We start from the raw sequence: 14,208 nt of genomic DNA, 5'->3' as shown, positions 1-14,208 counted from the left end.
GCGCTTCCTGCCGTGCCCGGACAGCCGAACGCCCCGGCGGGCCGGGGCGTTCGGGAGCATCCGGGGTCAGACTTCCAGGTGCTGGTAGAGGGCGGTGGACAGGTAGCGTTCGCCGAAGGAGGGGATCACCACCACGGTCAGCTTGCCCTTGTTTTCCGGTTTCCTGGCGATTTCCAGGGCGGCCCATACCGCGGCGCCGGAGGAAATGCCCACCAGCAGGCCTTCTTCCGTGGCCAGGCGGCGGGCGGTGGCGAAGGCGTCGTCGTTCTTGACCCGCACCACGCCGTCGTAAACCTGGGTGTTGAGCACGGCGGGCACGAAGCCGGCGCCAATGCCCTGGATGGGGTGGGGGCCCTTGGCGCCGCCGGAGAGCACCGGGGAGGCATCGGGCTCCACGGCGAAGACCTGGACGCCGGGTTTGCGGGCCTTCAGCACTTCGCCGACGCCGGTGACGGTGCCACCGGTGCCGACGCCGGCGACGAAAATGTCCACCTGGCCGTCGGTATCGGCCCAGATTTCCTCAGCGGTGGTGTTGCGATGCACTTCCGGGTTGGCCGGGTTCTCGAACTGCTGGGGAATGAAATAGCGGGAGTCGCTCTCGGCCAGCTCCTGGGCCTTCTTGATGGCACCGCCCATGCCTTCGGGGCCGGGGGTGAGGATCAGCTCGGCGCCGTAGGCCTTGAGCAGGAGCTTGCGCTCCCGGCTCATGGTTTCGGGCATGACGAAGGCGGCCTTGATGCCGCGGGCGGCACAGACCATGGCCAGGCCGATGCCGGTGTTGCCGGAGGTGGGTTCCAGGACGATGGTGTCGGGCTTGATCTTGCCGGCGGCCTGGGCCGCATCGATCATGGCCACGGCGATCCGGTCCTTGACGCTGTGGGCCGGGTTGAAATATTCCAGCTTCAGGGCCACGGTGCCCTCGATGCCGGCAGCGACGCGGTTGAGTTGGACCAGGGGGGTCTTGCCCACCAGCTGGGTCACATCCTTGGCGATTTTCATGGAATTTCCTTTGGGCGGTATGCGGAGAATGGCGCCAATCTAAACCATGGCGCCCGGCGAACAAAGATCAGGTGGGACTAAAGAGATAACGTCTGGTTATTTCGACCGCCCCGGCGCCTCCGGGTTTTGATGCAGGTGAAAGACAAGCCGCGAGGGGGTGGTAGATGCTACGCTGCATCCAACGAAATTCCCGGACCCCGCTCAAACCATGCGCCCACGCCAGTTCCCCGCTTTTCCCTCCTGCGTCGCCGGAGACCGTGCCATGCCCTATGCCCTCCGCTCCCTGATCGGCCTTTGCATCGGCGTCGTCTTCAGCCTGTTCCTCTCCGTCTTCCTGGCGCCCCATGCCCACGCCCAGAGCCTGTCGCCAGACCAGCCGGTGCACGACGTGGCCCGCCTGGGCACGGCCGCCGAGATGCAGGCCCTGCTCAAGCGCCAGCCCGGCCTCAAGGACGCCCGCACCGACATGGGCTCCACCCCCCTGCACCTGGCCGCCACCAATCCGGACAGCGGCGTGGTCAAGGCCCTGCTGGCCGCCGGCGCCGACGTCAATGCCCGGGACGGGGAGGGCGCCACGCCCCTGCACCTGGCCGCCTACGCCGACAAGTCGGCCAACGCCACCCTGCTGCTGCAGGCCGGCGCCGACGTCAATGCGGTGACCAGCAACGGCCGCACGGTCACCAGCATGGGCCGCAAGACCATGGCCAACGAGGCGGTGGGCATCATTTCCCTGTGGATGCTCAAGGGCTGCAAGCCGGGGAAAGCCGGATGCTGAACCGCCGCCTGCTGCTGTGCCTGGCCCTGCTGGCGCCGGCCCTGCCCCTGCATGCCCAGGAGGGAGGGGCGCCGGTGATCGAGATTTTCCACGAATCCGCCTGCCGTCCCTGCGGTGAATGGGAAGCCCAGTTGCGCGCCAACGGCTTTACCGTGCGCCGCAACGAAGTGGTGAGCGTGGCCTCCACCCGCCGCTGGCTGGCGGTGCCGGAGAATTTCGCCTCCTTCGTCACTGCCCGCACCGGCGGCTACATCATCGAGGGGCCGGTGCCGCCGGCCCTGATCCGCCAGCTGCTCAAGGACAAGCCCGTGGCCCTGGGTCTGGCCCGGGCCGGCACGCCGGCGCCCGCCGGCCAGACCGAACTGATGTTCTGGGGCGGCCGTTCCGCCCCCTTCCCGGCGGCGCCCTAGGCTGCCGTTCCCGGGCCGGCGGTGGCCGGGCGGCGCCTTCTTGAGGTAGGCTGCGCCTTTTTTGCGACCTGGCAGCTTCCGTGATTTCCTATCAGCCTCCCCCCGATACAGGCCTCGACCTGCTCTACGAAGACGGCGCCCTGGTGGTGGTCAACAAGCCGGCCGGCCTGCTTTCCGTGCCCGGCCGCGGCGAGGACAAGGCGGACTGCCTGGTGTCCCGGGTGCAGGCAGTCTTTGCCGACGCCATGATCGCCCACCGGCTGGACATGGACACTTCCGGCCTGCTGGTACTGGCCCGGGGGCCGGCCATGCAGAAAAAGCTGTTCGAGATGTTCCGCGAGCGCAAGGTGAGCAAGCGCTACCAGGCGGTGGTGGCCGGCGTGCTGCAGGACAAGGAAGGGGAGGTGGATCTGCCCCTGATCGTGGACTGGCCCAACCGGCCCCGGCAGAAAGTGGATTTCCAGGAGGGCAAGCCTTCCCTCACCCGTTTCCGCCGCCTGGCGGTGGATGCGGCTGCCGACAGTAGCCGGGTGGAACTGGAGCCGGTGACCGGCCGCACCCATCAGCTGCGGGTGCACATGGCGGCCATCGGCCATCCCATCCTGGGGGACGAGCTGTATGCCGGGCCGGCCCAGGCGCGGGCCGAACGTCTGCTGCTGCACGCCTCCCGCCTCGAATTCCGCCATCCCATCACCGACGAGGCTCTCAGCTTCGAGTCGCCGCCACCCTTCTGAAATCGGCGCCTGCCACGCCCTGGCCGGGGAGGGCGCCGGGCGGGCCTGTGATAAACTCCGAAACCTTTCCAGCACAAAGTTTCTGCGCCCATGTCCGGCAATACTTTCGGCACCCTGTTCACGGTCACTTCCTTCGGCGAATCCCACGGCCCGGCCATCGGCTGCGTCGTCGATGGCTGCCCTCCCGGGCTGGAGCTGACTGAGGCCGACATCCAGGCCGAACTGGACCGGCGCAAGCCCGGCACCTCCCGCCACGTCACCCAGCGGCGGGAGCCGGATACGGTGGAGATTCTTTCCGGTGTCTTCGAGGGCAAGACCACCGGCACGCCCATCGGCCTCCTGATCCGCAACCAGGACCAGCGCAGCAAGGACTACGGCAACATCGCCAGCACCTTCCGTCCCGGCCATGCCGATTACGGCTACACCCAGAAGTACGGCTTCCGCGACTACCGCGGCGGCGGTCGTTCCTCCGCCCGGGAAACCGCGGTGCGCGTGGCCGCCGGCGCCATCGCCCGCAAGTGGCTGCAGCAGCGCTACGGCATCAGCATCCGGGGCTGGATGAGCCAGTTGGGCCCCATCGAGATTCCCTTCGTGGACGCCGCCGCCATCGACGGCAATGCCTTCTTCGCCCCCAACGCCGCCATCGTGCCGGAGCTGGAGGCCTACATGGACGCCCTGCGCAAGTCCCTGGATTCGGTCGGCGCCAAGATCACCGTCACCGCCACCGGTGTGCCGCCGGGCTGGGGCGAGCCGGTCTATGACCGCCTGGATGCGGAAATCGCCTACGCCATGATGGGCATCAACGCCGTCAAGGGCGTGGAGATCGGCGCCGGTTTTGCCAGCATCGCCCAGAAGGGCAGCGAGCACGGCGACGAGATGACCCCGGCCGGTTTCCTCTCCAACCACGCCGGCGGCGTCCTCGGCGGCATTTCCACGGGCCAGGACATCGTAGTGAACATGGCCATCAAGCCCACTTCTTCCATCGCCCAGCCGCGCCGTTCGGTGGATGTGCAGGGCAATGCGGTGGAAGTGGCCACCGAAGGCCGCCACGACCCCTGCGTCGGCATCCGCGCCACGCCCATCGCTGAGGCCATGCTGGCCCTGGTGCTGATGGACCATGCCCTGCGCCACCGCGCCCAGTGCGGCGATGTGGTCTGTGCCACGCCCCGCCTGCCGGCCGCTCCCGGCCGCGGCTGATCGGTCCCCCCGTCAGGCCCCGCGGCGAAGGCATGAGCCCGGGGCCGTGCATCCGGTAAAATCGCCGGATGCACCCATCCCTGCCGTACTGGCGCCTCTCCGGCTACTACTTCTTCCATTTCGCCTTCGTTGGCGTCTTCCAGCCCTATTTCGGGCTCTATCTCCAGTCCCTGGGCCTTTCCTCCTGGGAAATCGGCCTGATCCTGAGCCAGATGGCCCTCATGCGCCTGTGCTCCCCTGCCGTCTGGGGCTGGCTGGCGGACCACCTGCACGTGCGCATTCCCCTGGTGCGGCTGGCGGCCGGGGTCAGCGTGGTGGTCTTCAACCTGTTCTTCTTCGCCCAGACCCTGGTGCCCCTGCTCGGCGCCATGGCCCTGCTGGCCTTCTTCTGGTCGGCGGCCCTGCCCCTCATGGAAACCGTGGTCTTCGACCATCTCCACGCCGAACCGGCCCGCTACAGCCGGGTGCGCATCTGGGGCTCCATCGGCTACATCGTCACCGTGTTGGCCACCGGCGCCCTGCTCGATTACCTGCCGCCGGCCAGTGTGTTGTGGATGTCCTTCGCCCTCATGGGCGGCATCCTGGCCTTCGCCCTGCTGGTGCCGGAGAGCCCGACGCCGCCCCAGCACGTGGCGACGCCGCCCGTGTCCACCATCCTGGCCCAGCCCCGGGTGCGGGCCCTGCTGGGGGCCTGTTTCCTCATGTCGGCGGCCCATGGCGCCCTCTACCTGTTCTATTCCATCTACCTGGCCGACCACGGCTACAGCAAGACCCTGGTGGGTAGCCTGTGGTTTCTCGGTGTGATCGCCGAGATCGGCGTCTTCTTTTTCATGGCCCGCCTGCTGCGCCGCTTCTCCCTGCGCCAGGTGCTGCTGGCCAGCTTTGCCGCCGCCGTGCTGCGTTTCCTGCTCATCGGCTGGGGCGTGGATTCCCTGCCGGTCCTGCTCGGCGCCCAGCTGTTGCACGGCCTCACCTTCGGCGCCTACCATGCGGCGGCCATCGCCGCCATCAACCGCTGGTTTCCGGGGCGCTGCCAGGCCCGGGGGCAGGCCCTCTATTCCAGTCTCTCCTTCGGTGCCGGCGGCCTCCTCGGCGGCCTGGTCAGCGGCTGGACCTGGGATGGCCTGGGCAATGCCGCCACCTTCGGCATCGGCGCCCTGTTTGCCGTCTGCGGCCTGGTCCTGGTGGCCGGCTGGGTGCGGGACGAGTCAGCCCCGGCGGCCCCGGTGCGTTGAGTATTCACTTTCTTCCGGATTGATTGCGCCATGAACCTGCGTCCCTGGCTTCTTGCCTCCGCCGTCCTCCTCTTTACCGCCTGCCAGACGGTGCCCCTGACCGGGCGCAGCCAGCTGCTGTTGCTCGGCGAAGGGGAGGAGGTGCGGATGGGGTTGCGTTCCTACGAGGACATTCTGAAAAAGGAAAAGATTTCCGACGATCCGGCCCTCAATGCCCAGCTGCAGCGGGTGGGCAAGCGCATTGCCGCCGCCACGGGCAAGAACTACCAGTGGGAATTCAAGGTGGTGGAGAACGATAAGGCCATCAATGCCTTCTGCCTGCCCGGCGGCAAGGTGGCCGTCTATACGGGCATCCTGCCCCTGACCCGGGACGATGCGGGCCTGGCGGCGGTGGTCGGCCACGAGGTGGCCCACGCCATTGCCCGCCATGGTGGCGAGCGTATGAGCCAGCAGATGCTGGTGGCCGGGCTGACGGCTGCGGTGGTGGTTTCCGCCAGCGACTCGCGCAAGGCCAATATGTACGCCGGCCTGCTCGGCGCCGGGGCGGCGGTGGGCTACCTGCTGCCCTATTCGCGCTTGCAGGAATCGGAGGCGGACCGCATGGGCCTGATCTACATGGCCAAGGCCGGCTACGACCCCCATGCGGCCCTGGCCCTGTGGCAGCGCATGGCCGAGGAGAGCAAGCGGGAAGGCAAACCGCCGGAGTTCCTTTCCACCCACCCGGCGGACAGCACCCGCATCCGCCAGATCCAGCAGTGGCTGCCCGAGGCCATGGGCTACTACGTGCCCCGCAGCGAAGCGGCCCCGGAGGCCGCGTCCGGAGCGGAGCGGGAAAAGGCGGGAGAGCCGGCGAAGGATGCCGCCAAGGAAGGCGCCGAGAAACCGGCAAAACGACGGAAATGAGACAGGGGTTTCCAGTCCCCCAGGCCCCGGGCGGCCCTGAAAACGCCTTTTTGCGATAAAATTTCCACCCTTTTCCCAAGGCCGGAACAAAAATGCCGCAAACCCTCTACGACAAGCTCTGGCAGAACCATGTGGTACATGAAGAAGCCGATGGCACTGCGCTGATTTACATTGACCGCCACCTGGTCCATGAAGTGACCAGCCCCCAGGCTTTCGAGGGTCTGAAGCTGGCCGGCCGCAAGCCCTGGCGCGTCTCCTCCATCGTCGCCACCGCCGACCACAATACCCCCACGGACCACTGGGAAGAGGGCATCAAGGACCCCATTTCCCGCCAGCAGGTGGAAACCCTGGACGCCAACATCCGTGAAGTGGGCGCTCTCGCCTACTGGCCCTTCAAGGACATGCGGCAGGGCATCGTGCATGTGGTGGGCCCGGAAAACGGCGCCACCCTGCCCGGCATGACTGTGGTCTGCGGCGACTCCCACACCTCCACCCACGGCGCCTTCGCCTGCATGGCCCACGGCATCGGCACCTCCGAGGTGGAGCACGTGATGGCCACCCAGTGCCTGATCCAGAAGAAGTCCAAGTCCATGCTGATCCGCGTCGAGGGCAAGCTGGGCAAGGGCGTCACCGGCAAGGACGTGGCCCTGGCCATCATCGGCAAGATCGGCACCGCCGGCGGTACCGGCTATGCCATCGAATTCGGCGGCTCCGCCATCCGCGGCCTCTCCATGGAAGGCCGCATGACCCTGTGCAACATGGCCATCGAGGCCGGCGCCCGCATGGGTTTCGTGGCGGTGGACGACACCACCATCAATTACCTGAAGGACCGCCCCTTCTCGCCCAAGGGCGAGACCTGGGACAAGGCGGTGGCCTACTGGCGCACCCTGAAGTCCGACGAAGGCGCCCGCTTCGACTGCACCGTCGATCTGAAGGCCGAGGAAATCCAGCCCCAGGTGACCTGGGGTACTTCCCCCGAAATGGTGGTGCCCATCGGCGCCACCGTGCCGGACCCGGCCAAGGAAGCCGATCCGGTGAAGCGCGAAGGCATGGAGCGGGCCCTGCAGTACATGGGCCTGACGCCCAATCTGGAAATCAAGAAGATCGCCATCGACAAGGTCTTCATCGGTTCCTGTACCAATTCCCGCATCGAGGACCTGCGCGAAGCCGCCGCCGTGGTGCGCGGCCGCCAGAAGGCTGCCAACGTCAAGCTGGCCCTGGTGGTGCCGGGCTCCGGTCTGGTCAAGCGCCAGGCCGAGGCCGAAGGCCTGGACAAGATTTTCGTTGCCGCCGGCTTCGAGTGGCGCGAGCCGGGCTGCTCCATGTGTCTGGCCATGAATGCCGACCGGCTGGAGCCGGGCGAGCGTTGCGCCTCCACCTCCAACCGTAATTTCGAAGGCCGTCAGGGCCCCGGTGGCCGTACCCATCTGGTGAGTCCGGCCATGGCCGCGGCCGCCGGCATCGCCGGTCATTTCGCCGACGTGCGTGACATTCTCTGAAGACCGAGGAGATTAGAGCCATGAAGAAACTGACCCTGATTCTCGCAGCCCTGGCTTTCCTGTCCGCCGGCTGCAACACCGTGCGCGGTATCGGCCAGGACATCGAAAAGGGTGGCGAGGCCATCCAGAAGGCGACCAAATAATGCAGGCATTCACCAAACTCGACGGCCTGGTGGCCCCCCTCGACCGTAACAACGTCGATACCGATGCCATCATCCCCAAGCAGTTCCTCAAGTCCATCAAGCGTTCCGGCTTCGGTCCCAACGCCTTCGACGAGTGGCGCTACATGGATCACGGCGAGCCGGGCATGGACAATTCCAAGCGGCCCCTGAATCCGAACTTCGTGCTCAACCAGCAACGCTACCAGGGCGCCTCCGTGCTGCTGACCCGCAGCAACTTCGGCTGCGGCTCCTCCCGCGAGCACGCCCCCTGGGCCCTGCTGGACTACGGCTTCCGCGTGGTCATCGCCGAATCCTTCGCCGACATCTTCTTCAACAACTGCTTCAAGAACGGCATCCTGCCCATCGTCCTGCCCAAGACCGAGATCGATGCCCTGTTCGGCCTCACCGAATACACCCCCGGCTTTAAGCTGGTGGTCGATCTGGAGCAGCAGAAGGTGGTGCGCCCCGACGGTCACGCCATTCCCTTCGAAGTGGATGCCTTCCGTCGCGAATGCCTGCTCAACGGCTGGGACGACATCGGCCTGACCCTGCGCCACGCCGACAAGATCAAGGCCTTCGAGGAGCGCCGCCGGGCCGAACAGCCCTGGCTGTTTTCCTGATCTAATTTTGCCACAGAGGACACAGAGTTCACAGAGAAAGGCAGCGGATTTGGCCTGCTAACGCAGGTGTCCGTGGCACCGCGAGGTTTCAACCTCTGTGTTCTCTGTGCCCTCTGTGGCCAAGTCCTTTAAGGTTCTCAAAATGAAAATTTGCGTTCTCCCCGGTGACGGCATCGGTCCCGAAATCATGGCGGAAGCCGTGCGTGTGCTGGAAGCCCTGAACCTGGGTTTCGAGATGGAAACCGCCCTGCTCGGTGGCTGCGCCGTGGACGCCACCGGCAATCCCTATCCGGAAGCCTCCCAGAAACTGGCCCAGGCCGCCGATGCCGTGCTGCTGGGCGCCGTGGGTGGTCCCCAGTGGGACACCCTGCCCCGGGAACAGCGCCCTGAGCGCGGCCTGCTGGGCATCCGCAAGCAACTGAACCTGTTTGCCAACCTGCGCCCCGCCATCCTCTACCCGGAACTGGCCAATGCCTCCACCCTGAAGCCCGAAGTGGTGGCCGGCCTGGACATCCTCATCGTGCGCGAACTGACCGGCGACATCTACTTTGGCCAGCCCCGCGGCATCGAGGAGCGCGAGATCGACGGCCAGAAGCAGCGCTTCGGCTTCAACACCATGCACTACAGCGAATCCGAAATCCGCCGCATCCTGCGCGTGGCCTTCGAGGCCGCCCGCAAGCGCAACAAGAAGCTGTGCTCGGTGGACAAGATGAACGTGCTGGAAACCACCCAGCTGTGGCGCGACATCGCCAATGAACTGGCCCCTGAGTATCCGGATGTGGAACTGTCCCACATGCTGGTGGATAACGCCGCCATGCAGCTGGTACGCAATCCCAAACAGTTCGACGTGATGGTCACCGGCAACATGTTCGGCGACATCCTCTCCGACGAAGCCTCCATGCTCACCGGCTCCATCGGCATGCTGCCCTCCGCCTCCCTGGATGCCAACAACAAGGGCCTCTACGAGCCCTCCCACGGTTCCGCCCCGGACATCGCCGGCAAGGGCGTGGCCAATCCCCTGGCCACCATCCTCTCCGCCGCCATGATGTTGCGCTACACCTTCAATATGGAAGAAGCTGCCGTGAAGGTGGAGAACGCCGTGAAGAAGGTGCTGGCCCAGGGCTACCGCACCGGCGACATCTACGAGCCGGGCACCACCAAGGTGGGCACCAGGCAGATGGGCGACGCGGTCCTGGCCGCCCTGTAATCCCAGGCAAAACCTTGACGGCGGCGGGGTGGTAAACCTCGCCGCCTGTGATACCGTTACATATTCATTAAGTTCTTACCCAAGGAAGCAGTGATGAAGCGAGTTGGTCTGGTTGGTTGGCGCGGTATGGTCGGTTCCGTCCTCATGCAGCGCATGGTGGAAGAGGGCGATTTCGCCCATATTGAACCGGTGTATTTCTCCACTTCCAACGCCGGCGGCAAGGCTCCGGTGTTCGGCGGCAAGGAAGCTGCGGCTCCCCTGCAGGACGCCATATCCGTGGATGCCCTGAAGACCTGCGACATCATCATCACCTGCCAGGGTGGCGACTACACCAAGGAAGTCTTCCCCAAGCTGCGGGCTGCCGGCTGGAACGGCCACTGGATCGACGCCGCCTCCGCCCTGCGCATGGCCGACGACGCCGTGATCATCCTCGACCCGGTGAACAAGAACGTCATCCAGGACTCCCTGGCCAAGGGCGGCAAGAACTGGATCGGCGGCAACTGTACCGTCTCCCTGATGCTGATGGGCCTGGGCGGCCTGTTCCAGAACGACCTGATCGAGTGGGCCACCTCCATGACCTACCAGGCCGCGTCCGGCGCCGGCGCCCAGAACATGCGCGAGCTGATCGCCCAGATGGGGACCATCCACGCTTCCGTGGCCGACCTGCTGGCCGACCCGTCTTCCGCCATCCTGGAAATCGACCGCAAGGTGGCCGAAACCATCCGTTCCGACGCCTTCCCCAAGAAGAACTTCCGCAACACCCCCCTGGCCGGCAGCCTGATCCCCTGGATCGACGTGCCCGTGGAAAACGGCCAGTCCAAGGAAGAATGGAAGGGTGGCGCCGAATGCAACAAGATCCTGGGCAAGCCCGCTTTCCGTAGCCAGGGCTCCATTCCCATCGATGGCCTCTGCGTGCGTATCGGCGCCATGCGCTGCCACTCCCAGGCCCTCACCATCAAGCTGAAGAAGGATGTGCCCCTGGATGAGATCAGCGACATGCTGGCCAAGGCCAACCAGTGGGCCAAGGTGGTGCCCAACGAGCGCGAGATTTCCGAGCGTGAGCTGACCCCCGCCGCCGTCACCGGTACCCTGACCGTGCCCGTCGGCCGTCTGCACAAGATGGCCATGGGTCCCGAGTACCTGGCCGCCTTCACCTGCGGCGACCAGTTGCTGTGGGGCGCTGCCGAACCCCTGCGCCGCATGCTGCGCATTCTGCTCGAAGCCTGATTCGGCCGGGAGCCAATACCAGAACCGGGGCCGAGAGCCCCGGTTTTGTTATACAAAAGGGATAACTACATTAGAATAAAGATTAGCTTGCGTCGCTAACTTGCTGATGTTATTTTATTTCTTCCAAAATCGACGCTCAGGGTGGCGCCGTGGCCAAAACTAAAGATACCAATATGAAAATTCGTGCCTCGCTCCTGGCAACCGCGCTTGCGTGTATGCCTTTCGCGGCGGATGCGGCAGGGTTGGGAAAGATCACCGTTTATTCCGGTCTGGGGCAGCCCTTGCGCGCCGAAGTGGAGGTCTCCGCCACCAAGGCGGAGCTGTCCAGCATGGCGGCCCGCCTGGCCTCCCAGGATGCCTTTGCCCAGGCCGGCATCGAATACGCCACCGCCCTCCTCAGCATCAAGTTCACCCTGGACCAGAAGGGTGCCCAGCCGGTTATCCGCATCAGTTCGGACAAGCCCATCAACGACCCCTTCGTGGACATGCTGCTGGAGCTGAGCTGGAATTCCGGCCGTCTGGTGCGCGAATACACCTTCCTTCTCGATCCGCCGGAAATGGCCATCAAGGGCGGTGCCCAGGTGTCCACCGTCGAGGCCAAGCAGCCTCCCCGTCTTGAAACCCGTCCCCTGGCGCCCGTGGAAGAAAAGCCGGCAGCCCGGGCCGTGGAAGAGAAACCTGCCAAGGTGACTGCCAGCCGCAAACCCAAGGTGGCGGCGGAAGAAAAGCCGGTGGCAGAGGCCCGGCCCGCCGCCGAGAAAAAGACCGCTGAGCAGCCCGCTGCTGCCGTGGGCAGCGTCGAGGTGAAGAAGGGTGACACCCTGCGCAAGATTGCCGGCGAGACCGTGCACGAGGGCGTCTCCCTGGAGCAGATGCTGGTAGGCCTGTACCGGGCCAACAAGGAGGCTTTTGACGGCGGCAACATGAACCGCCTCAAGGCCGGCAAGATTCTGGCGGTGCCGGACAAGGAGTCCGTCGCTGCTGTCTCCGAGAGCGAGGCGCGCAAGATCGTCTTTGCCCAGTCCTCGGACTGGAATGCCTACCGCCGCAAGCTGGCCGGGGCCGTGGCCCAGGAGGCGCCCAAGGACGACGGCGCCACCCAGGCCGTTGCCGGCCGCGTCACCGCCAAGGTGGAAGACAAGGCGGCGCCGGCCGCTGCGCCCAAGGACCAGGTGAAGGTCGCCAAGACCGAAGGTCCGGCCACGGGCAAGGCCGGTGCCGGCAAGGCCAGCGAAGAGGATCTGATTGCCAAGGACAAGGCCCTCAAGGACGCCAATGAACGCATGGCGGCCCTGGAGAAGAACGTCAGCGAACTGCAGAAGCTGCTGGAACTGAAGAACCAGAACCTGGCCGATCTGCAGAAGCAGGCCGCGGCCAAGCCGGCCGCAGCGGCCCCGCTGCCCGCCGCCGCCCCTGCCAAGCCTGCCGAAGTGGCGCCGGTGGAACCGCCCAAGCCCGAGGTCAAGCCCGAACCGCCCAAGGTCGAGGAAGCCAAGCCCGCCGAGGCCGCCAAGCCGGAGGACAAACCGGCCGAAGCTGCTGCACCGGAAACCAAGCCTGAGCCCACGCCGGCACCGAAGCCGCCGGTGGTGGTGCCGCCGCCGGCCCCGGTGGAAGAGCCCAGCCTAGTGGATGAATTGCTGGACAACCTGCCCCTCCTGGGCGGCGGCCTGGTCGCCATCGCCGGCCTCGGCGCCCTGGCCGTGGTCCGTCGCCGTCGCCAGGCTCCCGCCGGCGAGGCCACCCTGCCGCCCACCAGCTCCCTGTCCCAGCCGAGTCTGGGCGCCAATTCCGTGTTCAAGAGCACCGGCGGCCAGAGTGTGGATACCTCCAACACCCCGGCCACCGATTTCAGCCAGGCCGGCCCCGGCACCATCGATACCGACGAAGTGGATCCGGTGGCCGAAGCCGATGTGTACATGGCCTACGGCCGGGATGCCCAGGCCGAGGAAATCCTTCTCGAAGCCATGCAGAAGGATCCCAAGCGCTTTGCCATCCACGTCAAGCTGCTGGAAATCTACTCCAACCGCAAGGCCGTCAAGCAGTTCGAAACCCTGGCCAGCGAGCTTTACGCCCAGACCGGCGGCGTTGGCGCCGAGTGGGAAAAGGCTGCCGCCATGGGCGCCAAGCTGGACCCGGCCAACCCGCTCTACGGCGGCAACCCGGCGCCCGCGGCTGCTGCTGCCGATTTCGATCCCGATGCCACCATGATCGTCGGCGCCGAGCAGCTGAAGGACACGGTGACCATGCCCGGCACCCTGTCCCAGCTGGCTGAAGCCGCTGCCGAAGCGGAGCCCCTGCCGGTGGTGGAAGCGCCCCAGGAAGCGGCGGCCGAGCCGGTGCCCGATCTGGTCAGTCTGGACTTCGACCTGGGTCTCGAGGCTCCTGCCGCGCCCCAGGCCGACGTCGCTGCTGAACCTGAAGCCGCCCTGCCCGGCGCCATGGACTTCGACCTGGACCTGGGTGCGGCCGAGCCCGCCCCGGCCGCCGCTGCCGAGTCCGAGGTGCTGGACTTCCAGCTGCCGGACGCGGCCCCTGAGGCAGCCCCGGCGGCTCCTGCCGACAACATCATCGACTTCGACCTCGATCTGGGGGCCGGGGCCGAAGAGCCTGTTTCCATCACAGCGGAAGCCCCCGGCGGCGACCTGGACATCCAGCTGGATGACGAGGCCCTGCCGGTGGAAGAGGCGCCCCGCGCCTTCGATCTTTCCAGCATCAATCTGGACCTGGATGCGGCACCCGCGCCGGCTGCCGAGCCGGCCGCCAGTGCCGCCGACGACACCGTGGTGCTGCCGGAAGTTGCCGATGAAGCCCTCAGCCTGGATGACCTGGCTGCAGCCGCGGCCGAGACCACCCTGACGCCGGCGGCGGATGAAACCGTGGTCATGCCCGAGCTGGCGATGGAAGAGGTGACTGCTGCACCGGCTCCGTCCTTCGACTCCGCCGAAACCGTGGTCAATCCGGAACTGGGCGCCCAGCTGGAGGCTCAGCTGGAAGCCGAGCAGGCTGCCGATGCCGAGGGCGACGATGCCCGCTGGCAGGAAGTGGCGACCAAGCTGGATCTGGCCAAGGCCTATGAAGAAATGGGCGATCTGGAAGGGGCCCGGGAACTGCTGCAGGAAGTGCTCGGCGAAGGCAATGCCGAACAGCAGGACGTGGCCCGCACCCTGATGGAGCGCGTCGGCAGCTGAGCGCCGTCGTCGCTCCGCCCCCTCCATGCCGCAGCCCGGGTATCCCGGCT

The 14,208-nt window shown here is 66.3% G+C and carries 13 protein-coding genes; 12 read left to right on the top strand and 1 reads right to left on the bottom strand.

What is annotated here, in order from left to right; translation table 11 throughout:
• Window positions 1-66 precede the first annotated feature (66 nt).
• Entirely contained in the window at window positions 67-999 is a 933-nt protein-coding gene (gene cysK, locus OEL49_RS01160; RefSeq protein WP_014238220.1) for a cysteine synthase A, read from the bottom strand.
• Between the two features lie 262 nt (window positions 1,000-1,261).
• Here cysK and OEL49_RS01155 point away from each other — a divergent pair, with 262 nt between their 5' ends.
• The 12 genes from OEL49_RS01155 (at window position 1,262) to OEL49_RS01100 (ending at window position 14,158) form a co-directional block, all read left to right on the top strand.
• The gene (locus tag OEL49_RS01155) at window positions 1,262-1,774 is read left to right on the top strand and encodes an ankyrin repeat domain-containing protein (RefSeq protein ID WP_014238219.1); all 513 of its coding nucleotides are present in this window, start codon (window positions 1,262-1,264) and stop codon (window positions 1,772-1,774) included.
• The gene (locus OEL49_RS01150) at window positions 1,768-2,184 is read left to right on the top strand and encodes a DUF411 domain-containing protein (protein ID WP_014238218.1); all 417 of its coding nucleotides are present in this window, start codon (window positions 1,768-1,770) and stop codon (window positions 2,182-2,184) included. The genes OEL49_RS01155 and OEL49_RS01150 overlap by 7 nt, the downstream gene beginning before the upstream one ends.
• 80 nt (window positions 2,185-2,264) lie before the next feature.
• Complete coding sequence (locus tag OEL49_RS01145) at window positions 2,265-2,918, top strand: RluA family pseudouridine synthase (RefSeq protein ID WP_014238217.1); 654 nt, start codon at window positions 2,265-2,267, stop codon at window positions 2,916-2,918.
• A 90-nt stretch (window positions 2,919-3,008) separates the two neighbouring features.
• Complete coding sequence (aroC, locus tag OEL49_RS01140; protein ID WP_014238216.1) at window positions 3,009-4,115, top strand: chorismate synthase; 1,107 nt, start codon at window positions 3,009-3,011, stop codon at window positions 4,113-4,115.
• A 68-nt stretch (window positions 4,116-4,183) separates the two neighbouring features.
• Complete coding sequence (locus OEL49_RS01135; protein ID WP_014238215.1) at window positions 4,184-5,350, top strand: MFS transporter; 1,167 nt, start codon at window positions 4,184-4,186, stop codon at window positions 5,348-5,350.
• A gap of 30 nt (window positions 5,351-5,380) precedes the next feature.
• Complete coding sequence (locus OEL49_RS01130; protein ID WP_014238214.1) at window positions 5,381-6,253, top strand: M48 family metallopeptidase; 873 nt, start codon at window positions 5,381-5,383, stop codon at window positions 6,251-6,253.
• Between the two features lie 92 nt (window positions 6,254-6,345).
• Window positions 6,346-7,752, top strand: a complete 1,407-nt coding sequence (gene leuC / locus OEL49_RS01125; protein ID WP_014238213.1) for a 3-isopropylmalate dehydratase large subunit — start codon at window positions 6,346-6,348, stop codon at window positions 7,750-7,752.
• Between the two features lie 20 nt (window positions 7,753-7,772).
• The gene (locus OEL49_RS01120) at window positions 7,773-7,895 is read left to right on the top strand and encodes an entericidin A/B family lipoprotein (RefSeq protein ID WP_014238212.1); all 123 of its coding nucleotides are present in this window, start codon (window positions 7,773-7,775) and stop codon (window positions 7,893-7,895) included.
• On the top strand, window positions 7,895-8,533 hold the full coding sequence (gene leuD, locus OEL49_RS01115) for a 3-isopropylmalate dehydratase small subunit (RefSeq protein ID WP_014238211.1): 639 nt from the start codon (window positions 7,895-7,897) through the stop codon (window positions 8,531-8,533). Before OEL49_RS01120 ends, leuD begins: the two co-directional genes overlap by 1 nt.
• Window positions 8,534-8,675: 142 nt before the next feature.
• Window positions 8,676-9,740, top strand: coding sequence for a 3-isopropylmalate dehydrogenase (gene leuB, locus OEL49_RS01110; RefSeq protein ID WP_014238210.1), 1,065 nt, complete (start codon window positions 8,676-8,678; stop codon window positions 9,738-9,740).
• 93 nt (window positions 9,741-9,833) lie between these two features.
• Window positions 9,834-10,967, top strand: a complete 1,134-nt coding sequence (asd, locus tag OEL49_RS01105) for an aspartate-semialdehyde dehydrogenase (RefSeq protein WP_014238209.1) — start codon at window positions 9,834-9,836, stop codon at window positions 10,965-10,967.
• Between the two features lie 242 nt (window positions 10,968-11,209).
• Window positions 11,210-14,158 (top strand): FimV/HubP family polar landmark protein, encoded by a 2,949-nt coding sequence (locus OEL49_RS01100; RefSeq protein ID WP_287873794.1) that lies wholly within the window; start codon window positions 11,210-11,212, stop codon window positions 14,156-14,158.
• Window positions 14,159-14,208: the final 50 nt, after the last annotated feature.

Source organism: Azospira sp. (assembly GCF_030247495.1).
Taxonomy (GTDB): domain Bacteria; phylum Pseudomonadota; class Gammaproteobacteria; order Burkholderiales; family Rhodocyclaceae; genus Azospira; species Azospira oryzae.
The sequence above is the reverse complement of the archived record's forward strand: the minus strand, read 5'-3'. Positions and strand labels throughout refer to the sequence as shown.

Excerpts from the sequence above, each read along its gene's own strand:
- cysK (WP_014238220.1), bottom strand. The coding sequence starts at position 999 with ATGAAAATCGCCAAGGATGTGACCCAGCTGGTGGGCAAGACCCCCCTG.
- OEL49_RS01155 (WP_014238219.1), top strand. The coding sequence starts at position 1,262 with ATGCCCTATGCCCTCCGCTCCCTGATCGGCCTTTGCATCGGCGTCGTC.
- OEL49_RS01150 (WP_014238218.1), top strand. The coding sequence starts at position 1,768 with ATGCTGAACCGCCGCCTGCTGCTGTGCCTGGCCCTGCTGGCGCCGGCC.
- aroC (WP_014238216.1), top strand. The coding sequence starts at position 3,009 with ATGTCCGGCAATACTTTCGGCACCCTGTTCACGGTCACTTCCTTCGGC.
- OEL49_RS01135 (WP_014238215.1), top strand. The coding sequence starts at position 4,184 with ATGCACCCATCCCTGCCGTACTGGCGCCTCTCCGGCTACTACTTCTTC.
- OEL49_RS01130 (WP_014238214.1), top strand. The coding sequence starts at position 5,381 with ATGAACCTGCGTCCCTGGCTTCTTGCCTCCGCCGTCCTCCTCTTTACC.
- leuC (WP_014238213.1), top strand. The coding sequence starts at position 6,346 with ATGCCGCAAACCCTCTACGACAAGCTCTGGCAGAACCATGTGGTACAT.
- OEL49_RS01120 (WP_014238212.1), top strand. The coding sequence starts at position 7,773 with ATGAAGAAACTGACCCTGATTCTCGCAGCCCTGGCTTTCCTGTCCGCC.
- leuD (WP_014238211.1), top strand. The coding sequence starts at position 7,895 with ATGCAGGCATTCACCAAACTCGACGGCCTGGTGGCCCCCCTCGACCGT.
- leuB (WP_014238210.1), top strand. The coding sequence starts at position 8,676 with ATGAAAATTTGCGTTCTCCCCGGTGACGGCATCGGTCCCGAAATCATG.
- asd (WP_014238209.1), top strand. The coding sequence starts at position 9,834 with ATGAAGCGAGTTGGTCTGGTTGGTTGGCGCGGTATGGTCGGTTCCGTC.